This is a genomic window from Clostridium sp. AF15-41, from assembly GCF_003604095.1.
Lineage (GTDB): Bacteria > Bacillota > Clostridia > Lachnospirales > Lachnospiraceae > Coprococcus.
In genome coordinates, this window is the sequence record NZ_QTMQ01000004.1 from 80607 (window position 1) to 105053 (window position 24447).

27 protein-coding genes are annotated in these 24447 nt (G+C 41.0%); 4 read left to right on the forward strand and 23 right to left on the reverse strand.

Annotation, left to right across the window (positions count from 1 at the left end; translation table 11 throughout):
* Positions 1 to 144: 144 nt before the first annotated feature.
* The 17 genes from DWW43_RS04215 to gabT all read right to left on the reverse strand — a co-directional run bounded on the left by DWW43_RS04215 (position 145) and on the right by gabT (position 15771).
* The gene (locus tag DWW43_RS04215) at positions 145 to 525 is read right to left on the reverse strand and encodes a VOC family protein (RefSeq protein ID WP_008402179.1); all 381 of its coding nucleotides are present in this window, start codon (positions 523 to 525) and stop codon (positions 145 to 147) included.
* A 62-nt stretch (positions 526 to 587) separates the two neighbouring features.
* Entirely contained in the window at positions 588 to 1010 is a 423-nt protein-coding gene (locus DWW43_RS04220; RefSeq protein ID WP_119962817.1) for a PPC domain-containing DNA-binding protein, read from the reverse strand.
* 23 nt (positions 1011 to 1033) lie between these two features.
* Entirely contained in the window at positions 1034 to 1459 is a 426-nt protein-coding gene (locus DWW43_RS04225; protein WP_117785785.1) for an N-acetyltransferase, read from the reverse strand.
* Between the two features lie 81 nt (positions 1460 to 1540).
* Positions 1541 to 1747, reverse strand: a complete 207-nt coding sequence (locus tag DWW43_RS04230; RefSeq protein WP_117808274.1) for a helix-turn-helix transcriptional regulator — start codon at positions 1745 to 1747, stop codon at positions 1541 to 1543.
* A 300-nt stretch (positions 1748 to 2047) separates the two neighbouring features.
* Positions 2048 to 2635, reverse strand: a complete 588-nt coding sequence (locus DWW43_RS04235; RefSeq protein ID WP_044945802.1) for a helix-turn-helix transcriptional regulator — start codon at positions 2633 to 2635, stop codon at positions 2048 to 2050.
* A gap of 155 nt (positions 2636 to 2790) precedes the next feature.
* A complete protein-coding gene (locus DWW43_RS04240; protein ID WP_118662450.1) occupies positions 2791 to 3099 on the reverse strand; it encodes an AzlD domain-containing protein in 309 nt (102 codons plus the stop codon).
* A gap of 2 nt (positions 3100 to 3101) precedes the next feature.
* Positions 3102 to 3803: an AzlC family ABC transporter permease gene (locus DWW43_RS04245; protein WP_008402167.1), complete on the reverse strand. Its 702-nt coding sequence runs from the start codon at positions 3801 to 3803 to the stop codon at positions 3102 to 3104.
* Positions 3804 to 3822: 19 nt separating this feature from the next.
* On the reverse strand, positions 3823 to 4572 hold the full coding sequence (truA, locus tag DWW43_RS04250; RefSeq protein WP_021943194.1) for a tRNA pseudouridine(38-40) synthase TruA: 750 nt from the start codon (positions 4570 to 4572) through the stop codon (positions 3823 to 3825).
* 78 nt (positions 4573 to 4650) lie between these two features.
* On the reverse strand, positions 4651 to 5637 hold the full coding sequence (locus DWW43_RS04255; protein ID WP_119962818.1) for a 2-hydroxyacid dehydrogenase: 987 nt from the start codon (positions 5635 to 5637) through the stop codon (positions 4651 to 4653).
* Positions 5638 to 5961: 324 nt separating this feature from the next.
* Positions 5962 to 7122 carry an SGNH/GDSL hydrolase family protein gene (locus tag DWW43_RS04260; protein ID WP_243104390.1) on the reverse strand — a complete coding sequence of 387 codons (1161 nt, stop codon included), beginning with the start codon at positions 7120 to 7122 and terminating at the stop codon, positions 5962 to 5964.
* A gap of 17 nt (positions 7123 to 7139) precedes the next feature.
* A complete protein-coding gene (locus DWW43_RS04265) occupies positions 7140 to 8729 on the reverse strand; it encodes an MBOAT family O-acyltransferase (protein ID WP_044945800.1) in 1590 nt (529 codons plus the stop codon).
* Positions 8730 to 8740: 11 nt separating this feature from the next.
* On the reverse strand, positions 8741 to 8968 hold the full coding sequence (locus tag DWW43_RS04270) for an acyl carrier protein (protein WP_008402160.1): 228 nt from the start codon (positions 8966 to 8968) through the stop codon (positions 8741 to 8743).
* A gap of 18 nt (positions 8969 to 8986) precedes the next feature.
* Complete coding sequence (locus DWW43_RS04275; protein WP_119962820.1) at positions 8987 to 10546, reverse strand: AMP-binding protein; 1560 nt, start codon at positions 10544 to 10546, stop codon at positions 8987 to 8989.
* A gap of 33 nt (positions 10547 to 10579) precedes the next feature.
* Positions 10580 to 12157 carry a HAMP domain-containing sensor histidine kinase gene (locus DWW43_RS04280; protein WP_119962821.1) on the reverse strand — a complete coding sequence of 526 codons (1578 nt, stop codon included), beginning with the start codon at positions 12155 to 12157 and terminating at the stop codon, positions 10580 to 10582.
* 22 nt (positions 12158 to 12179) lie between these two features.
* Positions 12180 to 12935, reverse strand: a complete 756-nt coding sequence (locus DWW43_RS04285; RefSeq protein WP_243104391.1) for a response regulator transcription factor — start codon at positions 12933 to 12935, stop codon at positions 12180 to 12182.
* A 192-nt stretch (positions 12936 to 13127) separates the two neighbouring features.
* Positions 13128 to 13895, reverse strand: coding sequence for a YdcF family protein (locus DWW43_RS04290; RefSeq protein WP_119962822.1), 768 nt, complete (start codon positions 13893 to 13895; stop codon positions 13128 to 13130).
* A 517-nt stretch (positions 13896 to 14412) separates the two neighbouring features.
* Complete coding sequence (gabT, locus tag DWW43_RS04295) at positions 14413 to 15771, reverse strand: 4-aminobutyrate--2-oxoglutarate transaminase (RefSeq protein ID WP_119962823.1); 1359 nt, start codon at positions 15769 to 15771, stop codon at positions 14413 to 14415.
* Between the two features lie 419 nt (positions 15772 to 16190).
* Here gabT and DWW43_RS04300 point away from each other — a divergent pair, with 419 nt between their 5' ends.
* A complete protein-coding gene (locus DWW43_RS04300) occupies positions 16191 to 17447 on the forward strand; it encodes a PucR family transcriptional regulator (protein WP_119962824.1) in 1257 nt (418 codons plus the stop codon).
* Between the two features lie 59 nt (positions 17448 to 17506).
* Here the strand turns inward: DWW43_RS04300 and DWW43_RS04305 are convergent, their stop codons facing one another.
* Both DWW43_RS04305 and trkA read right to left on the reverse strand, forming a co-directional pair.
* Positions 17507 to 18967 carry a TrkH family potassium uptake protein gene (locus DWW43_RS04305; protein WP_119962825.1) on the reverse strand — a complete coding sequence of 487 codons (1461 nt, stop codon included), beginning with the start codon at positions 18965 to 18967 and terminating at the stop codon, positions 17507 to 17509.
* 37 nt (positions 18968 to 19004) lie between these two features.
* On the reverse strand, positions 19005 to 20414 hold the full coding sequence (trkA, locus tag DWW43_RS04310) for a Trk system potassium transporter TrkA (protein ID WP_117808263.1): 1410 nt from the start codon (positions 20412 to 20414) through the stop codon (positions 19005 to 19007).
* A 179-nt stretch (positions 20415 to 20593) separates the two neighbouring features.
* On the opposite strand from trkA, the gene DWW43_RS04315 reads away from it, so the two are divergent.
* Both DWW43_RS04315 and DWW43_RS04320 read left to right on the forward strand, forming a co-directional pair.
* Positions 20594 to 21160, forward strand: coding sequence for a chromate transporter (locus DWW43_RS04315; RefSeq protein ID WP_119962826.1), 567 nt, complete (start codon positions 20594 to 20596; stop codon positions 21158 to 21160).
* Positions 21157 to 21738, forward strand: coding sequence for a chromate transporter (locus DWW43_RS04320; protein ID WP_119962827.1), 582 nt, complete (start codon positions 21157 to 21159; stop codon positions 21736 to 21738). The genes DWW43_RS04315 and DWW43_RS04320 overlap by 4 nt, the downstream gene beginning before the upstream one ends.
* 91 nt (positions 21739 to 21829) lie before the next feature.
* Here DWW43_RS04320 and DWW43_RS04325 read toward each other — a convergent pair whose 3' ends face one another.
* On the reverse strand, positions 21830 to 22420 hold the full coding sequence (locus DWW43_RS04325) for a zinc dependent phospholipase C family protein (protein ID WP_119962828.1): 591 nt from the start codon (positions 22418 to 22420) through the stop codon (positions 21830 to 21832).
* A 322-nt stretch (positions 22421 to 22742) separates the two neighbouring features.
* On the opposite strand from DWW43_RS04325, the gene DWW43_RS04330 reads away from it, so the two are divergent.
* Positions 22743 to 23045, forward strand: a complete 303-nt coding sequence (locus DWW43_RS04330; protein ID WP_207665993.1) for a hypothetical protein — start codon at positions 22743 to 22745, stop codon at positions 23043 to 23045.
* A gap of 196 nt (positions 23046 to 23241) precedes the next feature.
* On the opposite strand, the gene DWW43_RS04335 is transcribed toward DWW43_RS04330, so the two are convergent.
* Genes DWW43_RS04335 through DWW43_RS04345 form a run of 3 tightly spaced genes read right to left on the reverse strand, consistent with a single transcriptional unit; the run spans position 23242 to position 24368 of the window.
* Complete coding sequence (locus DWW43_RS04335) at positions 23242 to 23826, reverse strand: restriction endonuclease subunit S (protein ID WP_119962829.1); 585 nt, start codon at positions 23824 to 23826, stop codon at positions 23242 to 23244.
* A 39-nt stretch (positions 23827 to 23865) separates the two neighbouring features.
* Entirely contained in the window at positions 23866 to 24015 is a 150-nt protein-coding gene (locus DWW43_RS04340) for a hypothetical protein (RefSeq protein ID WP_330584394.1), read from the reverse strand.
* Positions 24016 to 24044: 29 nt separating this feature from the next.
* A complete protein-coding gene (locus DWW43_RS04345) occupies positions 24045 to 24368 on the reverse strand; it encodes a cupin domain-containing protein (RefSeq protein ID WP_117808258.1) in 324 nt (107 codons plus the stop codon).
* Between the last annotated feature and the right edge of the window lie 79 nt (positions 24369 to 24447).

Sequence of the window (24447 nt, forward strand, 5' to 3'; positions counted from 1 at the left end):
CGATTTTATTGTCTCTATTATACCATAATGATACTATTATAAAAAAGCAAAAAGAGCTCCTTCGAGCTCTTTGGGGTCAGTTCTGCAAACTTGAAGTTATAAAATCACAGTCCAAAACAGGGCACATCTTTTAACTGCAATACTTTATTCGTGAATTTCCAAGGGTAGATTGTCAGGGTCATAAAAGAATGTCATTCTTTTACCTGTGTAAATATCGAGTCTAATCGGCTCAGTTATGATGCCCCTTTTATTCAATTCTCTTACGGTATTATCGACCGAGTCTACAGCAAAGGCAAGATGCCGGAGACCGTACGCCTCTGGATAACTGGGGCGCTTCGGACAATTTTTAATGATAAAAAGTTCTAATTCCATCTCATCGAGTTGAAGATCAATTTTGTAATCATCACGTTCTGGTCTGTAATTTTCTCGAATAATAGAAAAACCTAATAGATCCACATAAAAATGCTTTGATTGCTCATAGTTGCTCCCAATAATGGCAATATGATGAACTTTTTTCAAATTCATGGTGTATTTACCTCTTTCCTACTTTGTTTGAATACATGAAGTATAATATCATAAGAACGCATCTAATCAAACTTAAATACATTAAGCCCTGTTTTTTCATCATAAACTCTGTCAACTTTTCCATCAATAACCGTAATTACCATCTCACAGGTTGCACTCACGACAGCTCTGTTCAGATGTCCTCCAAACACTTCACCTTTCTCATTTCCGACACTCATATGAAGATGCGCATAATATTCTCCATCCATTGTATTGATCGTACCTGTCAGTGATGTAATTTCATAATACCCTTTAAAACTGTTTGAGTAATATTTCTTCTCATCTGTCTTATATACTCCGATTGTAAAATCATTGATAGCTCCAAGAGCATTGATACTGGCAAGCTTTATATTCGCATTTACAGCAATTGCTTTCAGTTGTTCTAAAATCTCCTCCCCCTTGTCAATTCTCGCTATTATTACATTATCAAATTTTCTGTATTCCATTTTGTTTCTCCCTTCTGGAATTTCTATTTGTGTTGCCATGTCATTACATAATCTTTTTCTCCAGTAGCCTCATCTAAGCCACTATGCTGAATCTCAAATCCTTCTCTCTTATAAAAGGATATTGCCCGTGCGTTCTTTTGGTATACGTTCAAGAACAACTTATTCCTTTTATCCTTTGCATAATTCAGCAGAATTTTACCTATACCCTGCGATTGCATTTCACCAGAAACAAAAATGCCCTCAACATATTCATCATTTAACCCTATAAAGCCCTGTATTTCTGTATCATACTCATACACATAAATCTCTGCTTGTGACAGTGCTTCTTTTACTGATTTGAAATTGCCTTTCCAGTATTCGGCGGGGATAAAATTATGTGCCTTTATATTTGTACCCAACCATATATCCGCAACTTTATTTATATCATCCCTTTGAAATTCTCTAATCATAACGGTGGTCCTCCATAAACTTGAAGTTGTTGCTCTCTTTATTATAAAAAAACAACCATTTCATAATCTGACAAAATTTTTCTAAAAATAAAACAAATCTTCAAATTTCTTTTCCAAAGCAAAACACAATAATAATGCTAGCTTTGCTGTAGGGTTAAATTGTCCCGTCTCAATCGAACTAATTGTATTACGAGATACACCTACCAAATCAGCCAATGCAGCCTGTGATAATTTTTTTTCAGTTCGAGCTTCTTTAATATTATTTTTCAATTCAAGTGAATCGTTCATAATTAATGCCCCATGCAAAATCTAACAATTGCCATAATCGCTGTTGCAAACATAATAACTGATATAATCAAATGTTCTTTATGGAGCACACTCCTACAACTTAAAACTTACTGCACTTTTTCACTAAGTTTTAATTCCCTATAGTTGCATATCAAACTCCGAAAAAATAAAGACGACCAGTCTTATCATAAAACCAATCATCTTTATTTATTCGTATATTGTATTTTGTATCTCATCCTTTGGACAAAATCGAATCATTTCTACGTTCTCTCTAAACCGGAAGTTTACGGTCTACCACTATTAGTTCATAAAAATATGCATCAGAAATCCGATTAATACACAAACAACAAATGTTATCAGTGCACTACCTATAACTAAAAAAATCTTCTGATATGGACGTTTACCTATTTCTCTCTGCTTTTGTATATCATCCAATAGTTTCCCCTCAGAAAATGCAACAATTTCTTTATAGGTTTGAACATCATTATCTTTTTTTACCTTTTCAACCTGAAAGGCAAAGTACATAGAGAGTGCCCAAATGATCCCCCAAGGGATGAATGCCCAAACGCCAAGCCACATAAATAGCGGAACTGCCGAAACTACAGTGACAATCAGCATTATAGTGTAGATTTTTCCATAGCGGTTCATTTTTACAATTTCTTCTTTTTGAATTACATCTTTCATAACTTCAATATCTCCTTTGATTAGATTATCAAGAGAAATTTGAAAGATTTCACTCAGTAATACCAAACTATTCACATCTGGATAGCTTTTATCATTTTCCCAATTTGAGATTGTTTGTCTTGAAACATAAACTCGATCGGCTAACTTCTCTTGGGATAATTGTACTTCCTGACGATGTTTTTTTATTTGTTTTCCGAGTTCCATCTCTTCACCTCCTAGTATACTCATACTAATCAAAAAGTCATATTTGGGCTATCAAAGAACATTGACATCAAGGTTTTTAGCGTGTCAAAAGTCTTTTACATTCCAGGTCGGCAATATAGCAAGTTCTTTGTCCTCACTTTTCGGATTCACACCCCCTATAAAAACGCCAATATTCTCTCCACTACAAACACTGTCACACAGGCGGCGGCAGCTACGACTACCAGCCCTTTTTCACGGATACCAAGGATAACCGCTACAACAAATCCTGTGATCGCACTGATAACACTTTCCGTACTGTAGAAAATCGCCGGAAGGGTAAGTGCCGTTAGGCAGGCATATGGCACATAGTATAAAAACGAACTTAAAAAACGATTCTCTATCTTTTTTCTGAATAACACCAATGGCACTGCACGGATCAGATATGTGACAACCGCCATTGCGATAATATATGTATATACACTCATCTCTATTCTTCTCCTTTTTTCTTAACCGGCGCAACGATTGCACCGATTGCTGCTGCCGCTACTGTACATATAACGATCGATATTCCGGTCGAGATAAAGTGAAATATCGGAACATAATATAAAAGGATACTGAACAAAGCTGCCACGCATACCACAAATAACACAGATTTTGACTTCTTGGCAACCGGAACAACGATCGCCACGAACATGCCATAAAGTGCAAGACTGAGTGCGCTGCACACAGACTTTGGAAGCAGCCCGCTGGCTACTGCTCCGGCAAATGTACCACCGCCCCATCCAAGGATCGGAAGGATCTGAAGTCCTAACATATACGGAAAGGTCACTTCTTTGAAATATCCCATTGCAACTGCAAAGATCTCATCTGTATTTGCAAATGCGATGATCAGACGCTTCCAGATGCCTACATCGTCAGCTAACTTCTGCGTAAGTGAAAGACTCATCAGACCATATCTCAGATTGATGATAAGCTGAGTGAGGATCACCTCAAGGATCGTTCCCCCGGCAATGATGATCTGAAGTCCGGCAAACTGACCGGCACTTGTAACATTTGTAACGCTGGTAAGAACTGCCTGAAAGACACTGAGTCCGCCTTTGATCGCAAGAATACCAAAACTAAAACTAACTGCAAAATACCCCAGGGCGATCGGGATTCCATCCTTCAGCCCATTTTTAAATTCATTCATTTGTACTACTTACTCCATATTACTTTTTTTCATAATCAACCTGCATCAGGCACAAGCCCTGTGGTGGTGCGGTCGGCCCTGCGAGCTGTCTGCACCGGCCTGTAAGCACCTCTTCCATGTACGCCGGTTCCATTCTGCCTGCCCCGACCTCTACCAGAGTACCGGTCAGGATACGAACCATATTCTGTAAGAATCCGGCTCCGTGGAAATCAAGAATCACATAATCGCCATCTTCCTTAATATCGATCGCAAATAACTTCCGAACCGTCGATTTCTTCATCTGCTTATTGCCACAGAAGCTCTTGAAATCATGTTCACCGACCAGATAAGCTGCTGCCTTTCGCATCCGTTCACAGTCGATCGTCTCACCCTCATCCAGAGTCCAGACGTATTTCCGGTCAAATACCGGCTTCAGCCTGCCACGATAAATCGTGTAACGGTAATGCTTGCCCTTTGCATTAAATCTTGCATGAAAGCGTTCTGCTGCCGGAGTAACCTCCAAAATGCAAATATCATCCGGCAGATAATGATTCATATAATCCCGGATCTCCTCCGGTGTCTTATCTGTCGGAACCGGGCCGCTTGCGACCATTGCCCTTGCATGCACACCTGCATCGGTTCTTCCCGCTCCGTTGATCCGTACTTCTTCGCCTGCCATCAGGGAAAGCACTGATTCGATCTTTCCCTGTATGGTCACAACGTCTTTTTTATGTTCCCACCCATGATATCTCGTCCCATCATAGGCGATCAGAAATCTGTAATTCTGCATAATCGTTTCCTTTTCTACATAGCTTTCATTTTCTCTATGACGATTGTCTTCCGCACTTCTTTAATCTTGCATATATTTCTACACGGCATTTATATCCTTGATCGTGCCATTCTCATAATCTCTCGCATTGTCCAGTGTGGTACGGCTGATCGCTTCCAGTGCTTCTTCCGTCAGGAAGCCCTGATGGGAGGTTACGATGACATTCGGGAACGACAGCAGTCTTGCCGTGATCGAGGATTCCAGAATATCATCCTCACGATTCTCAAATACATTATTTGTTTCTTCCTCATACACATCCAGACCGATACCAAAGAATTTCTTATTTCGATTTCCCGTGATCAGATCCTCCGTCTTGATCAGTGCGCCTCTCGATGTATTTACAAGGATCACATTATCCTTCATCTTATTGATCGTCTCTGTGCATATCATATGATACGAATCATCTGTCAGCGGACAGTGAAGGGAGATCAGATCACTGGTCGATAACAGCGTATCCAGATCCACATACTCTACAAAATCCAGGGATGGATTCCGGTACATATCATATGCCAGAACCTTCATGCCAAATCCATGACAGATCCGGCACATAGCCGCTCCGATCTTACCGGTTCCGATGATACCCGCGGTCTTGCCATAGAAGTTCATACCTGTAAGACCTACCAAACTGAAATTATTCTCACGAACCTTGATATAGCTCTTATGGATTCTTCTGGTAACCGCAAGTGCCAGTGCCATCGCATGCTCTGCAACCGCCTCCGGTGAATAACCCGGAACACGGAGCACCGTGATACCACAACGGTTTGTTGCATCCAGATCCACATTATTGAATCCGGCACAGCGCATTAACACTAATTTTACACCATTTGCAGCCAGACACTCAACTACTTTTTCACTGACATCAGAACTTACAAATGCACAGATCGCATCATATCCTTTTGCAAGAGCTGCTGTTCTCGGTGAAAGATCTGCTTCTAAGAACTCTACCTCCAGATCTGAATATTCCGGTAATATCTTTTCAAATGAATCTCTGTCATATTTCTTCGTATCATAAAATAAAATCTTCATATTCCATATCCTCCTATCATATCCTGCCACCAGACATCTGTGAAAGCATCGTATACTGCCATAATTCCGCTTATTTCCCGGCATGCCTGTACAATTTTCTATATTTCTGCAACTATTATTTACATTTCATTGCCATTTTATCACAAGAAGCTGTTATTTACACAAAAATAAATAACAAATACCATTTTCTTACCTTAAAATTTATTCCATGTTTATGCAGGCATATAAAAGTATCCGATTCATAAAAAGAGAGATCATGGCGCTCCCAGATCTGCAAATCCATATCTGTGTCTCCATGATCTCCCTTATATACTTTACAATCTCTTACTGCTGAGTTGTGGTTGCTTCCGTACTTGCACTTTCTGTTACTACTTCCGTAGCTGTACTTTCTGTCGTTGTCTCCGACTTGTTCTCAGTCGTTGTTTTTTCTGTTTTCTGCTTTTTTGCATCAGATGTATCTGACTGTTTGCTGTCAGCTTTCTTCGACTTCTTGTGTTTCTTATCGGAAGACTTCTTATCTGTCTTCATAAACTGCTTATATTCCTTATAAGACTTATTCCAGCTCTTATACTCCGGATCTTTCTTCTTATTCGTAAATGTATAGTTCTCTGAAATATACTTACCGATCTCTCTTGTTACCTTCTTAGCTCCATAACAGTTCAGATGTCTTCCGCCATCTCTGGTATCCTTCTTCCAGTTGATCGCATTCTTACCCTCTGTGGTATTCAGATCAACAAATGGAATGCCAAGCTCCTTGGCATACTTTGTCATGCCATTGTGCTTCTTATAATTCCATGAATTAGCTGTCGGCATCTCGACAAACATCACATCGATATCATTTTCTTCACAGAGATCAAGGAACATCTTAAGGAAGAACCTGGATGACTTCGGTACCGATTCGACATCAGCAGTCTTTACCATCATGTCTTCACCCGTATATGGTACAACCGTTTTACTTAAGTACTGTCCTCTGCTTGAAGAACGATATGTGTAGTTCTTTGCTTTAAAACTATCACCCAGCACAAAGCCTTTCCATCTGTCATGATACTTCATGATCGGAATATATTTGTAGATCAGAGATTTCACATTTCCTTCTACTCTGGATACCTGTGTCTTACCCTGCCATAAAAGGTCAACATCCAAAATGATCAGCTTCGGCTTCTGACATGTCAGAAGCTCCTCTAATATATTAACAGTCTCGGCAATATTCTGTGCGCCTTCCGCAACAACATAGGAAGGAATACCATATTTCTTCCACATCAGCATCGGTGAATATGCACTGTAGGCATTACTGTTTCCCATAACGACCAGATCGATGGAATTCTTTGGTTCTCCATAGAAGCCTCTGGCATTTGGATTTGATAAGCCGCCTTCCGGATCACTCGTTTTCGGATAAAGCATGACGGAGCCGAGTGCCATAAAGCCACAGAAGATCAGCATAAACACGATAACTTTTATAATGTTTTTTACTCTTTCTTTTTTCATGTCTCTCACCATCTATCCTAAAATTGTGCATATATGAATCCGGCCACTTCATAACCGCTTCCATATGCGCCCAGAATGATCACAGAAAAGATCAGTCCATAATATAATACCCAACGAAGAACGATATTCTTTGTTGCTATCTCCTCACGGATATGATGTCCCTTCTCCTGATATAAACCTACCAGCAGTAATACCAGTGCACCAAATGCAAGTAACAGGAAATCATAGACATCAAGCTTTACTTCAAACAGATCTCCGCTTGTAAGCACTGAAAATGTGAAATTATGGAACATCGATACGAGCATCTGTCCAAAGATCTTAAGGTCATCCGCACGGAACATCAGCATACCGATATTTACGAAAATAAATGTTCTTACTACCTGAAGTGCCTTATAAATCTTGCCCTCCCGGTTCACATGCATCTTCTCATACAGCTTCTTAAATAACGGTTCTGTCAGAAGTCCAAGTATCATAATGAGACAGTAGTAAATACCGTACATAACATACTTCCAGCTGGCTCCATGCCAGATACCGGTTCCGAACCACACCGCGAGCATCGCGATAGAGGTCGGGATCAGAGTTGCAAAAAATGCATTGAACTTCTCTCTTGTCTTCTTACTGAGCTTCATAAATGCCTTGGACAATGAGATGGAATAGAATACATAATCTTTAAACCATGCACCAAGTGTCATATGCCATCTTCTCCAGAATTCACTGACTGTCTTTGACATAAATGGTCTTGCAAAGTTCTCAGACATCTGAATACCAAACATCTGAGCACTACCTCTTACGATATCCATACAGCCGGAGAATTCTGCATATAACTGCAAGGTATATAACAGCATTCCGACAACTACATATAAGCCATCATACTGATCATGGAAATTGAAGATCTGGTTTACATACATATTTGCGCGATCTGCTATAACGATCTTCTTAAACAGACCCCATAAAACAAGCTGCAAGCCCTGAGTCATATTATTATAGTTGAACTCGTGACCTTCATAAACCTGATCACCCAGCAGGTCAAATCGCCCGATTGGACCTTCCACGATATGTGGGAAGAAAATCAGGAACAGATTCACCTTCCAGAAATTATCGGATGCTCTGTATTTTCCTCTGTAAACATCAACGATATAACTGATCGCCGACAATGTATAGAACGAGATACCAAGCGGCAGCATCATATTCTGCATTGGATTCGTCTTATTAATACGGAGCAGACTTAATATATCACAGAAAACCTGTCCAAAGAATACTGAATATTTCAGATATACAAGAATACCAAGGTTCAACAGAACGATTGAAACGCACACACATTTCTTCTGCCATCCGATGATCGCTTTATATTCCTTCTTATTTTCTTTTGGCAGTACCTTCTTTGCCATACTGAAGCCATCATCGATCTTATTCAGCAGTCGTCCGCCGAAATAGATGGATAACGATGAAAACAATATAAACACAACATATTTACCTGAATTAATGAAATAAAACAGGTAACTGAATATCAACAGGACCTTCCATTTATGCTTTAACGGCACAACGGAATAGAAAAAGAATGATCCCATCAATATAAATCCTAAATAAGCTATCGATGTATATGACATTATTTTACTCCCTAGTCGTCACTTAATCTCTGGATCATATCATAGATCGTCTGAACTGTTTTGAAGTTCTCAGGTACGATATCTACAGGTGTGATCTCGATGTCAAATGCATCGTTAAGCTCAAGCACCAGTGTTACCATTGTAATAGAATCCAGTATACCATGACCAACCAGATCTGTATCATTTGCAAAATCAACTCCGGGCTTTACTTCATTTAAAATCTCTAATAATTCTTCCATTTCTTTGTCCTCACTTTTTTATAATTTATAATTATTTTTCAGCCACTTACGATCAATCTTTCCATTTTGATTATGTGGCATACTTTTCACTCTTACAAACTGGTTCGGTTCCATATAATGCGGAACCTTCTTCTTGAACTCTCCAAGCAGGAATGCGTCATCCAGTTTCTTTCCTTCATATATAAATACGATCTTGTCTTCTGCATCATCATAGATACATGCGTAACTTCTGATACCCTCGATTGCACCGGCAGCCGCCTCGATCTCACCAAGCTCGATACGATAGCCCATATGCTTGATCTGATAATCTTTTCTTGAGATATAGACCAGTTCTCCATATTTATTATATTTGACAAGATCTCCGGTCTTATAGATCAGCTCCGGATAATTCGGATTCAACGGATTCTGAACAAATGCTTCCTTTGTCTTTTCTGCATTTCCATAATATCCAAGAGCGACAAATGAACCTCTGGCATATAATTCTCCTTCTGCACTGAAGCCTGTCTCAGGATTGATCTCCGGTGAAACCACCTTGCCATCTTCACCAAGTACAAATACATCACAGTTGTTACATGCATTTCCCATCGGAAGCGGCTCATCATCACGGAACTTTCTGTTTACCACATAATAAGTACAGATATCCGTCGTCTCTGTCGGGCCAAACAGATTGGCATACATGGCATCCGGCAGATTCTCGATCCAGTAATTTAATGGCCTGGTCGGCATAACCTCACCGGCAAATAATACTTTTTTCAACTCCGGAAGCTCAGCATACCGAAACATCTTATAGTTTGCAATGATCGAAAGTGCCGACGGAACCCAGTAGATCGTATTGACCTTTTTCTCATTCAGAAACTCCATAAGCTTGATCGGGAACGAGAAATAAGCTTTTGGTATTATATACAATGTTGCACCATTTTTCAATGTGCTATATAAATCCGAGACTGACATACTGAAATAAAACGGCGTCTGATTACCAAATATTGTCGTCTCGTTAATATCAAATGCTTCCGTATACCATGTAATATAGGAAAGGATATTCGCATGTGATATAACAGCCCCCTTCGGAACACCTGTTGAACCTGAGGTAAATAATGCATATACCGGATCTGTATCGATCATATGTGCTCTGACATCTGCAAGGCAGCTCTGTTCTATAGTCTGATCCAGCTCATCCATATTAAAGAGTTTAAGTCCATATCCCTGACCATCCTCTGTCTCAACCTGTAACTCTGCAGCCTTATCCAGATGCTTGCTGTCTGTTACAGCAGCTTCCGGCTGCAATGCCTTTAAGATCTTATTCACTCTGTCTACCGGCATTTCTGCATCTATAACCACATAAAAATTCCCACTGTACACAACTCCCATAAAAGCCGCAACGCTCTTCGGTTCCTTATCAAGAAGTACGACAACCGGACGGTTCTTACATCCGCCAAGTCCCTGATACAACCATGCACCAATCTGTTTTGCTGTCTGTTCCAGTTCCTTATAAGTCAAACCGCCGTTTATATCGGCTACAGACAACTTATCCGGATACTTTTCTGCTGATCTTTCAATAAATTCCAGTACATTCTTCATAGACATCTGTTCCAGAGTATCTCTGGACCTCCTTTACTTTACAATTACAAATATCAGCCTGACTGTATATCTGTCTTTTTTCTCATTTGCTGAAAACTCTATTTCCATTTCCTGTGCGATCTTCTCACAGGTTTTGAGTCCAATTCTGGTACTTTCAGCTTCATTTCTGTTTTTATTTATATAATTACTGATCACCAGCTCTACCTTCGATTCGGTTGTGTGATATGTGATATCTACCGGCTTGCTGTAATCAGAATATTTTCTTATATTTATAAATATATTATCAAACAATCGTTTCAGATATGGGGCATCGATCTTTATCAGCGGTGAATTGTCCTCTGTTGTGATCCGGAAAGTGATTCCCTTTTCTTCAAGCAGGCACATATATTCTCCGATCATCTGCCGGAAAAACTCCTTTGCATGATAAACTTCCATTTTCAGTTCATCGGTATGCCCAGAATAAACGAAGAAATATCGGAACAGCTTGTCTGACAGATCTTTCAACTGTCCTGCTTTGGCAACGCATATATCAACATACTGTTTGTACTCTTCGTCAGATTCAAATTCCCCTGTCTCAAGCAGATCCAGATATCCGCTTAACACCGTAAGCGGTGTCCGGATATCATGCGCCATCGCTGTGACCAGATCCCGATTCGCCTGCCATGCTTCTTTTTCCTTACTCATCTGATCAATGATCGAATTTCTCATGCTGTCTATATTCTCAGCAAGTGTCAGGATCTCGTCATGTCCCGACTTCGTAATCGTCGCATTGATATCTGTTTTCTTGATCTTTGACACCTCATGTGTCAATCTCTTTACACGCCTTACTACCCGGCCGTTATAGAGCATAACCAACAACATAAATATAAATGAACATACCAGAAAGCCTATCGTCACCCATATGTAATAGACCTTTTTCTCGGAATAATCTACGATGCAGACATCATATAATCCATCTTCAAAACGAACCGAATAGAATGCATAACTGCCATACTGGGATGCAAAGTCTTCCACATCCGAAGCATTGGACGGAATCGTCTCTGTATAATCCGTCTCCGTAGAGGACGTATCATCGAAGATACTCTGATCTGATCGTTCTTCCTGTTTTTTTGACTCTGCTTTCTTCCGATAAATCTCAAGCAAATGTTTGCTTTTGATGTTATTCAGCATCTGCCTTTTGTCTTCTTCAGACTCTGCAAGCTTTCTGCCTTTCTGATTCCCATTGGATATTTTATTAAAAAAACGTTCCACCATGGTTCGTCTTTTTTGCTTTGTTGAATCATATATTACATTCTCATTCTGGTAAACCAGAAGATATACACTTCCCTCTTCCCGCTGCCAACTGAGAATAGCATTCATATCTGTGGATTTAACTTTATTCTTACTGACATAATCAGAGAAACGGTCAATCTTTTCTTCCGTTCTCCGTGCTACAGTTGCCTCGTTCAGATATTTCTTATCAATCACATATACGGTTGTCTTCAGCCAGATAAAGAACAATACGACCGCAAGCAACAGGCTTCCTGCTATTACAAGAATCAGCTTTGTATTTAATGTAAGCCTTTTTTCTGCATCTTTTTCAAATCTTTTCTGTTCTGCTCTGTCCTTCATACCGCATACTTTCTACCGGCTGTTAATCCACCTGATAGCCCTTTCCATATATGGTTCTGATGATTTCCGGTTGTGCCGGATTATCCTCGATTTTCTGCCGAAGTCTTAATACATGTACCATAACCGTATTTGATGAGGACGGAAGATATTTTTCCTGCCAGATGTTCTCATATAATTCATCCAGATTCCAGGATCTTCCACGATTCTTCACAAGGAAAAACAGCAATGCAAATTCTTTATCCGTCAGATGGATAACTTCATTGTCTTTCGTCACAACACGTTTATACGGATCGATCGATATTGCTCCGACTCGGAGAATACCGTCATTGTTATCCTCTCTTCCTTTATATATATTATACCGACGGATAAGTGCTTTCACCTTTCGAACCAGTTCACTCTGTTCAAATGGCTTGCTTAAGAAATCATCTCCACCTGTATCATATGCCTCATTCTTATCCGGCTCCTGCGTCTTGGCTGTTAAAAACAGCACAGGAACAGATGAAAATTCTCGAATGGCAGAGCAACTCTCAGTTCCTGACATTTCAGGCATCATAATATCCATAATGATCAGATCGATATCGGAATTCTCTCTCACCAGATCAATCGCCTGTTTTCCGTTTTCGGCTTCCAGGATCTGATATCCCTGTCTCTTCAGATAGATTCCAACCAGCTTTCTTATATCCTTTTCATCATCAACGATCAGTATCTTCTCTGCATTTTCAGGCTGCATAGCACCTTTTATCTTTTCATCTATTCTTTTGTCATTGTCTAAAATCATAACCATATCCTCTCTTTTTCCAATATGTCCTGATTTTAATTTTCAATAACCATCCACACATTATAGCATTTGCATCTATAATTCAAGTATGCGTCAGGTGTTGTTAAGATTTGTTAAGTCAGGTTATATCAAAAAATTACATCCATTTTGTATCCAAATTTTTAAGATTCTTAAGTTTTTTGTTTAAGCTATCTAAAAAATCCATTCAAAGACGATTCCGTAAAGCTCCCTCAGATAATAAGTTGGCAGTAACCACCACGCTGTTTTCCCGCACACCGCCGATGGTGTTATACCTGTATGTTCTGCGATAACAGATGCCCGGTATTCATGAAATTCATTTGTTACAATAATGACCCGGAAATCCAGATGTTCCTCTTCCATGATCTTCTTTGAGTACAGAAGATTCTCTCTGGTCGAAGTTGACCGTTCTTCCTTATATAAACGTTCTTTTGCAATTCCCTTTTCTGTCAGATACCGGTACATGCACTCCGCTTCACTGATATTCTCACCTTTTCCCTGTCCTCCGGACAGAATACCCACAACCTCTTCATGTGTATTCAGATAATCATACGCTGCATCTAAGCGTTCCGTCAACATCAGGCTTGGTCGGTCGCCATTTACACCACAGCCAAGCACGATCATGACAGTTTCATCCTTCGGTGCTGTCTTCGATGCTCGTACCATGCATATCGTACCTGCTGCCGCAAAGCCGACTGCAATCACTACGATCAGTAAAACGATTCCGCATATTACTTTTCCGGTAGTCCGGGTCAGCCATTTTTTCACCCGGCAATTCACCCTGTGGAACCATGCCGCATATAAGATCAGGCAGATACCAAGAACAACTCCCGTAAGATTTCCTATGTTTTTAATCCCCTTCGTAACAAATGGATACAGAAATATGAATACTCCTGCAAATCCTGCTATGAATAATACTATTCTAAGCCACAATTTCTTCAATTTTCCCTACATACCTCCCGTCTTTTTACATAATTCTCCTTTTTCCGGAGTTTACTCCATGTTTATAGCATCCAAATGCATCAAAATGCCATCATCTCTATTGCAGAGGCGTTAAGATTTGTTTAAAGGCAATCCCTCCGACTGGCAATTGGTATGGTTATCATGACTTGTTCCGTTTTCTGTTCGATGCACATGGCTGATTCGCTCATGCTCCTGCGCAAACTCGTCCTACGGACTCAGACATGCGCCCGCATTCGCTGCCAATGTGCATCTCACGACGAAATACTCACAATGTCATGGATAACCATACCAATTGCCAGTCAGAGGGGATACCAGATAATAATTTGCCTCACAACATCATGAATATCCATACCGCTAGGAACCAGAGGGGAATATAAAAATAACCGCTATGGTAAGACAGCGTCTAGGGATTGACCCTAGGGATTGTCTCGCCACAGCGGTTGTTTGTGCGATTCATATATATAAGGATTGTTGTTTTGTTTATGTTAAGATTTCTTTAGTGGTTCAGACATTCTTTGATGGATGCTTCAAAAATATCAAGACCGGCTGCAAGCTGCTCATCTGTCATGACAAGCGGTGCAAGGAAACGGATTACATTGTTGTAAGTTCCTGCGCCTTCTACTAACAGACCTTTCTTCGCACAAGTCTGGATCAGGTCAGATGTAAATCCTGCATCCGGTTCTTTTGTTTCCTGATCTTTTACGAATTCGATACCGATCATACCGCCAAGTCCTCTGACATCACCGATAACCGGATATTTCTTCTGCATTTCCAGATAACGCTCTGTCACTTTTTTACCGATCTCACAGGAACGCTCTGCCAGATGATCTCTCTCCATAATCTCGATCGTCTTTAAGGATGCGGCACATGCCAGTGGATTTCCACAATAGGTTCCACCGATCGTTCCTGCCGGAACTGCATCCATAACCTCAGTTCTTGCAATAATTGCCGACAATGGAACACCTGCTGCAATGGATTTTGCTGTTGCGATGATATCAGGCTCTACACCTGCCTCCTGCCAGTAAACAGAAGCAAACATACGACCGGTTCTGCAGAAACCGCTCTGTACCTCATCTGCGATCAGCAGGATACCATTTTCATCACAGATCTTACGAACTGCTTTTACCCATTCGATCGGAGCAGGAATGAAACCACCTTCGCCCTGAAGCGGCTCAACAACGATCGCTGCGATCGTGTCTGCTGCTGCACACTGTTCAAATACATCGTAGATAGATTTGATATAGTAATCAACTGCCTTATCCTCAGGCATTCCTTCCGGATTTCTATAATAATATGGGAACTGTGCACGGAACACGCCGGCTGCTAACGGTCCCATATCCTTTGCATATGCTTTCTTGGATGTCATTGCCATTGTAAAATGTGTTCTTCCATGGAATGCACCGGAGAATACGATGATATTCGGACGTTTTGTATATGCCTTTGCTACCTTAACGGCATTCTCGTCTGCTTCTGCTCCACTATTTGCAAAGAATGCTTTCTTGCTGTCGCCCTTTACAGGTGCAATGCCGGATAACTTCTCTGCAAGTGCTACATAGCCTTCATGTGTTACAACATTGAACATGCCGTGAAAATATTTATCTGCCTGTGCTTTTACTGCTTCAACGACTTCCGGCTGGGAAAATCCGATATTCAATACACCGACACCACCGATCCAATCCAAGAACTTGTTGCCATCGACATCCTCGATCATGGCGCCTTCACCTCGTTCTATAACAACCGGATATCCACAACGGATCGCATTTGGAACTGCCTGCGCTCTTCTGTCTATAATTGCCTGTGCCTTAGGACCGGGCAAAGTCTCTGTTATTATTTCCGGTAAATCTGTTCTTAACATATGTATCATCCTCCATCTTCTTATACGGACGGCCTTTATATCTGTGCCGCTCATTTATTTGCTCTTTTGAATTTACTACAGTATGTCATTCATAAAAACCGATCACCATATCCCATCAGCACAAAAACTTCCGCCCTGTTTTGTGCTGATAGCACAAGTATATGTTTGACAGGCACATATTTTCTATGATATTGTTGGGTTATTGTAATAAGTAGCACAAATCAATGGTTTAATATATTAAGTAGCAGTCGGCAAACGCCTTATATAATTAAGCATATTTCGGGCAGACATACACAAACTGCCTCAAAGCAACAAGCTGCAACCGACTCAATACACACATATCACATTTGGGTCAAACTGACTTCTTATCCATAGACGAATAATAATTATCAAACGCTGCCAAGAAAGGAATCTTAAACATGGCAATATTATTAAGAGATTTATATAAAGAGACAAAAAGCACCTATGGTCTGGATCTGATTGCAGGAGAAGAAGGGCTGGATAACCTCATGAACTGGGTCTATATATCAGAAGATCCCGGCACACTGGAATTTCTGCACGGCGGTGAACTGATCATTACGACCGGCGTCCTGTGTGGAAATGAATACTGGTTATATAACTTCATCAAAGGGCTGATCGAGCATAAAACCTGCGGGCTTATTATCAATATTGGGGGACATCTGAACCGTTCCGATATCTCCGACCGTATCCGTATGCTGTGCGACCGGAAGCATTACCCGCTCTTTCTTATGCCATGGGAAACACGGATCTTCGATATTACGCACGATTATTACAATCGGATATTTGACGATACACAGACCAGTCAGGCTATCTCAACTGCCCTTTCGCGCGTGATTCTTCACCCAAATGACAAAGCCCTGATGGAGATCAGCCTGCCTGTCTTATATGAACATGGTTTTCAGGGAGATGCACAATACCATCTCGTATATATATCAGATCTGAGAGCTACAGCATCCGTGGGACCATCCATTGCACTGACAAATACCTCTAGCCCACACTCCGATCGTTTCTCCACCCCACCCGCTTATGCTAACACCGCCGGAAGCTTTCTCCGGAATCTGTTGACACGGCTGGTCGGAATCTATAATCTGCCATATACATTTGTCAACGGCACCAACTATACTCTGCTGATCTGCCCCGCGCGGTCAAATGAACGGCTCGAACAGGAGCTTAGCCGGCTTCTGTATCATATGGGAGAATCTGCCGGAACAACTTCCATGTATATCGGAATCAGTGCGCCAACCAAAGACCTGACCGGATTAAGTCAGGCATTTTTACAGGGACAGTGCGCCGCCCTGATGGCACAAAAAAAGAACAGTAGCCTGTTCTTCTTCGATGATATGGGATTCTATAAGCTTCTTTTATCTGTAAGTGATATGGATGTTCTTAGAGAATATGTAAACGATACTCTGGGATCCATCATTACATACGATGAGCAGCACCATACGAATTATCTGGAAACGCTCTATCAGTATCTGCTCTGTGATGGCAGTATACAAAAAATCGCCGGTGCCCTGTTCTGTCACAGGAACACCGTCAATTATCGTGTTCGTATATTAAGAGAGGACTTACATCTTGCCTTAGATGATCCGTCCACTCGTTTTGAACTGATGACCGCATTTCAGGTACGCAGTTATCTGGATTTGTTTTCCTGAACCTGCTACAGCACATTTTAATATCATGTACAGCATATATCCAGTCATTAATTGGCCTGTTATTTTCTGCGTCTGACCGCCAGTAATTCTTTCCATGCCGGCGGATAGAACAACAAGAGCAATGGGAACAGCTCCAGTCTTCCGGCAAGCATATCGAACATCAACACATATTTGGAAAATGTACCATATACATTAAAATTCTTCGTTGGTCCTACCAGCTCCAGTCCCGGTCCGATGTTATTGATCGTTGCCGCAACCGCAGTAAAGTTTGATGTCATATCTTTTCCCTCAAAGGAGATCAGCAGTACGGATGTTGTAAACAGGATGATAAATGTTATAAAATATACATTTACCGCACGTACCACTTCATGCTCTATCGGCTTGCCGTCCATTTTGATCTTCTTGATACTCTTTGGATGCAGATAGGAATTCAACTCTTTTATCACACTTTTTACCACGATGATAAATCGGGATACCTTGATACCACCACCGGTACTGCCTGCACATGCACCAATGAACATCAGAATAACCAGTATCGTCCTACATGTCTGGTTCCACAGGTCAAAATCCACACTGGAGAATCCGGTTGTTGTTATGATCGAAGCGACCTGGAACGATGCATGACGGAGTACTGTCCAGAATCCATCCATTGTATGAATCAGATTCAATACAAGAACTGCGATCGCCGCCACAATAATGAGGAAATAGGTTCGCACCTCATCCATCTTCAATGCCTTTTTGATATTGCCAAATAAAATCAGATAGTATGCATTAAAATTCACACCGAATAAGATCATAAAGATCGTTACCACCCACTGCAGATATGGCGAAAAGCTGGCAAAGCTATCATTCTTTGTTCCGAATCCACCTGTACCCGCTGTTCCGAATCCGGTACAGAATGCATGGAATACCGGCATTTTCCCGGCTATTAACAAGATGATCTCTATAGCCGTTAATACAATGTAAATAACATATAATATTCGCGCCGTATACTTAATCTTCGGTACAAGCTTACCAACAGAAGGTCCTGGGCTCTCTGCTTTCATCAGATTGATATTTGATCCGCCACTAAGCGGCAATACCGCAAGCAGAAACACCAGCACACCCATGCCACCGATCCAGTGTGTAAAGCTTCGCCAGAACAACGTCGTCCGGGATAATGCTTCCACATCGTTTAAGATACTGGCTCCTGTGGTTGTAAAACCGGAGATCGTCTCAAATAACGCATCTGTGAAAGATGGGATATCTCCTGATATGCACATTGGAAGTGCACCAAATATACTCAGTGCTATCCAACTCAATGCTGTAGCGATACAGCCCTCTTTCAGATAGAATACATTTACTTTAGGTTTATGTTTTACAATGATGGCTCCAAGCAGCATACAGATAACTGCCATCACCAGATAATCAATTCCTTCACTTTCCTGATAAATCAACGAAACCAGACATGGCAGAAGAAGCATAACCCCCTCCAGCATGACCACATGTCCGACTACGTATAAAATCATTGACCGATTCATAGCTTCCTATTTTCCCTTTTACAAAAATACTCATTACTTATACCAGAATATCCCTGATATCATTAAATCCTGTATGAGTCGTTACTACCATAGCGGTATCCCCGACTTCGATCGTATCATGACCGGATGGTGTAATGATCGTACCGTTTCGATTGATAAATGCGATCAGCACATCCTTCTTTAACTTCAGATCCATCAGTGGCTTACCCGTTACCTCGGATGCTTCATCCACACGGAACTCGATCGCCTCTACCCGGAAATCAAACATATGATATAACGTCTGCACACTGCTGTTCATGGAACGTGTATTTGATTTCGCACGAACATAAGCAGTAATAGTCTCCGCTGTAATAAAACTCGGATAAAATACACTTCCAAGGTTCAAATTATTAATTATTTCCTTGAAATTACTACGGTTGATCTTCGTGATGGTCTTTGCATCTGAAACATGTCTGGCGTGCAGTGTCAGGAGGATATTTTCCTCGTCAATCCCGGTTAAAGCAACAAAGGATTCTGCATTGCTTAAGCCTTCTTCCTTTAATACGTCCTGATCGGTTCCGTCTGCATTGATAATAACTGCTTTTGGAAGCAGAATACTGAGTCGCTCACAACGATCCTTCTCTTTCTCAATGATCTTTACATTGATTCCCATATTGATCAACTGACTTGCAAGATAATATGCAACGTCACCACCGCCGACGATCATCGCATCACTGACACGATTTGTCTTGAATCCGATAAAATCAAGAAATGCACGGCTCATCGGACGGGATCCTACAAACGAAAGAACATCTCCTGCATGCAGTTTAAAATGACCGGATGGAATATAGACTTCTCCATCTCTTTCAACCGCACAAATCAGAATATTGATATTCTTCGCTCGATCCATAAGCTGCTGACCAAGATGTGCCACAGACAGTCCGTCTAACATATTATGCTCCGGAATCTTGATCTTCGTCATCTCTGCCTGACCATGTGCAAAGGAATTGATCTCCAGAGCTGTCGGCATATAAAGTACACGCGCAACCTCCGTTGCTGTTTCAAGCTCCGGATTGATGACCATGGTAAGTCCCAGACTCTTTTTCAGATATTTTATCTCCTTGCTGTAGTCCGGATTTCTGACACGCGCTACCGTTGCGCAGTCACGTCCCTGTTTTGCGATCGTACAGCAAAGCAGGTTCAGCTCGTCAGAATTTGTTACCGCGATCACAAGATCGGCATTCTCCACACCGGCTTCCATCAGCACGCTGTAGCTTGCACCATTTCCGCAGATTCCCATAACGTCATACTGATTGACGTTCATCTCAACCTTATCCGCATTTTTATCAATGACTGTTATATCATGCCCTTCCTTGCATAACTGTCTGGTCAGTGCCGTTCCGACCTTACCGCATCCTATGATCAATATATTAAGACCCGTTTTCTTCGCGCCTCGTTGCTTAAACATCACTTACCTCCACCGACTTCGGCTATATATTATACATACTTTTTGTGCATAAAACGCTCACTTTATTATAGCGTCAATCTTGATTGTAACATCTTTTTCCTATATGTACAGTGATATTTGAAAATTTTATTTAAAGTTTAGTTTGATTCTGTGTTATACTCCTGTCTGGAGGATTTGATATGTTATTTTCTTTATTTATTAATTTTTTCAAAATCGGATTATTTACATTTGGCGGCGGTTATGCGATGATCGCACAGATCCGGGAAGAAGTAGTTGCAAAACGAAACTGGCTCACGGAAGACGAACTGATCGAAGTGATTGCGATCGCTGAATCAACGCCCGGGCCGTTGGCGATCAACCTCGCTACTTTTGTCGGTTATAAACAAAGAGGCATCCGCGGAAGTCTGGCAGCCACCCTCGGTGTCTGTATCCCATCCGTTATTATTATATTTGTCATTTCTCTGTTTTTTGATGCTTTCATTGCAAATAAATATGTAGCATATGCCTTCGTTGGCATTAAATGTGCCGTTGCTTTTCTGATCCTTACAACCGGAATCAGCATGATGAAAACACTCGACCGAAAAAAAATACCGGTTCTTGTATTTGTAGTTACTTTTATAATCATGGTGATCGGAGAACTGCTTTCCAAATCCGTTAATGCAATTCTTCTGATCCTCGCAGGCGGCATCATCGGAATTTTCTGTACCTCTTTTAAAAGGATCCGAAAGGAGGATGCAGACAAATGATATATCTGACATTGTTTATTGAATTCTTTAAAGTAGGACTGTTCAGCTTCGGAGGCGGCTTCGGCATGATACCGCTGATCCAGGATGCTGTCATCCGCCATAACTGGATGAGTGAAGATGCCTTTTACAATTTTATCGGTGTCTGCGAATCTACACCGGGTCCGATCGCAGTCAACATGGCGACCTATGTCGGATCGACGCAGGCAGGACTTCCGGGCGGTATCGTCGCTACTCTCGGTGTCATCACGCCGTCCTTTTTCATTATATTATTAATTGCCGCAGTTATAAAAAATCTGACGAAAAATACCTACGTGCAGGGCTTTCTGTATGGCATCAAACCGGTTATCCTGGCCCTGATCCTTGCAACCGGAATCAACATGCTGTTAAAGTCTACCGGGTATGTCAGCTTATCCGAATATGATGTGAATATCCCTGCTATCATTATTCTGTGCCTGCTTGCAGGAATCCATTTCTTCATCCGGCGCAAATGGAAGCAGAAGCTGTCAGCGATCTCTCTGATCCTGCTTTCCGCGGTTCTGGGAATCGTGGTATCCGTGATTGCCGAACACATCAGATAAAAAGTCACCTGATACAATGCAAAGTATCAGGTGACTTCATATTTTTCATTGGCAGTCATAATTATCCTTTTATATCAGATTGCTCTGCCTTTTATTTTCGATAGGATGGAGCAAGTGCGTATGCCGGAACATACTCCTCTGCTGCCACACTGTTCATGGCAAATGCCCGTACCAGAAACGTACCGATGGTTTTTGATGCATTCCGAATATAGCGTGCATCCGTTTCATTATCTCCGGCCTCCGTCATATACAGTGCATGTTTTTTCTTCAGATACTCGACCGCTTCCTCCACGGAATGAACCATTTCCCCGATCCGGCTCGTTTCTTCCTGTTCTACATGTCCATGTCCAAATAAAAACTTCTGAAATCCACTTTCATATGCAACATGTTCAGAAAATCCGCCTTCAAAAATGGAGTTATGCGCATATGTGAAGAAATCCTCCACATAATGAAGTACATATCCGAGTTTCAGGAAAGAATATCTGCTGTTCTTCCCCTTTTCTTCCAGCTTCTGTATCCGGTTCACTGTATTATCAAATGAACTTTTCCAGGTATGCTTCTTAATATAGGTATGAACCAATATATCCGGCAGAATACTGCCTAACAATAACCACTTCCTTTTGTTCTGTGGAACCTGTTCTATGATTTCTCTGGTTACAAATAAATGACTTCTTTTTTTCATATCAGTCTCCTTCCCACTTTTAACTCGGCACAACTTTTCCGTTGTTCCTATCTATATTTTACCGCAGGAAGTATGAAATACAAGCTATTTCACAGAATTTTCTTAAAATTAGAAAAATTTTCTAACAATTTTTACACGGGGCAATTCTGCCCTCCTGCCTGTCTCCCCTGCCGCCTCCCACGCCCCCCTGCTGTAAGTACTTGCTGCGTTTTCTGTTCGCTTCACATGCCTTATTCGTAAATACTCCTGTGCGAACTCGCCTTCGGCTCAGACACGCACCCGTATTTACTGGCAATGTGCAGCTCACGACGAAATACTCGCAATGTACTTACAGCAGGGGGGGCGTGGGAGGCAGCAGGGGAGACAGGTAACAAATATTCAGGAAATGGCAGAGCAGAATAAGTGCTATCGTACGGCACTCTGGACCGGCTGTCATTTGCAAATGACCTTAATGAGCATTCCGCCTTGCCGCGATATCGGTGCAAAACTTCATCCGGACATGGATCAGCTCATCCGTGTTGAAAAAGGAAATGCTATGGTCATGACAGGAAACTGCCCACACAATCTGAACTGTGAGCAGCGTATGTGTAAAGGTGATGCCGTATTCGTTCCTGCCAGAACATGACACAACATCAAGAACACAGGCAAATGTCCGCTCAGGCTGTCTACCATTTACGCCCCACCACATCATCCGTTTGGAACCGTGGAATACACAAAAGAGGATGCTTAAGGAAGCCTTCACTTAGAGATTATAAGAAAACCCGCTTTTGAATATCTTCAAGCAAAACTCAAAAGTATAATGGTTCCACTAGAGTATCGATTTACTCTAGTGGAAATTTTATATATATATATTTCAAGTGATTTTTTACTAATTTTTGTACTTCAAATTTCAATTTGTCGCAAAACTGGGCACAATCAGCAAACTCATTTTGTAATTCAATGGATGGAACAATTATATTAACACCCTTAACAAGATCTGTATTAAGATTTTCCACAGTTGTACCATTTGCTAAAGCATTAAACTGAGACTGCACTTGATTTGCTCTCAACTCATAATAAAAGAATAATGTGTTTAATGATTCTTGATAATCAGATATTATCAACCAACCATCATGAACGCATCCTTCAATACCTAGAATATATGGTCTACCAAATGACATGGAATTTGAAAGAATAAAATCCCCTGGTGTAACATACCTTGTTTTTTTGGCTCCTTCCTTAGTGATTTTTTCAGCCGTATGTGTGACATATATATCATCAATTGATATATCACCAATTTTTATCCAATTTACTCCATTTACATCTTCAGTCAAATAATCTGATATTGGTCTTGGAGAAGCCCCTCTACAAATATTAGCTACCTCAGCTATAGATTTTGAAGGATATCTTTTCTCATCCCCGAACATTTCGGCAAATTTATAGTTTAGTCATATAGTCCACATATACTATACTTCTCCAATCACATTATCAAGGTATACATCCAGTTCATCAAGCATATAGCCTTTTCTTCCAGCCATTCTGTCTTCATCAACAGCAAGCAGTTCCTCTCTTAATTTCAACATCTTTTCCCAACGATTGTAGATTTCAATATCCATAACAACAAAATCTCCCAAATAATTCAGGCTTAGAAAGATACAGTCAATAACATCTTGAACTGTTCTTCGCCATATACAGCATGTGGAACATCCTTTGGCATAATGAGTGTCTCACCCTCTGTTAAGATGAATATCTCACCGCCTACGGTAAAACGTCCTGTACCATCAAGGACAGTTACCATTGCATCTCCGCCGGATGCATGTGTAGAGATTTCCTCGCCTTTGTCAAATGAGAAAACAGTCACGCTTACATAGTCATTCTGAACGAGTGTCTTGCTAACTACCTGTCCCTCCTGATATTCTACCTGATCCTTTAATAATAATTTTGTCTTTTTTTCAATATTCTTGTACATATTTCTTTGTCCTTTCGCTTTCAAAATTATTTTTTATTTCTTTTCCATTATCAATCCACTGTCTTATATATGCATTGGT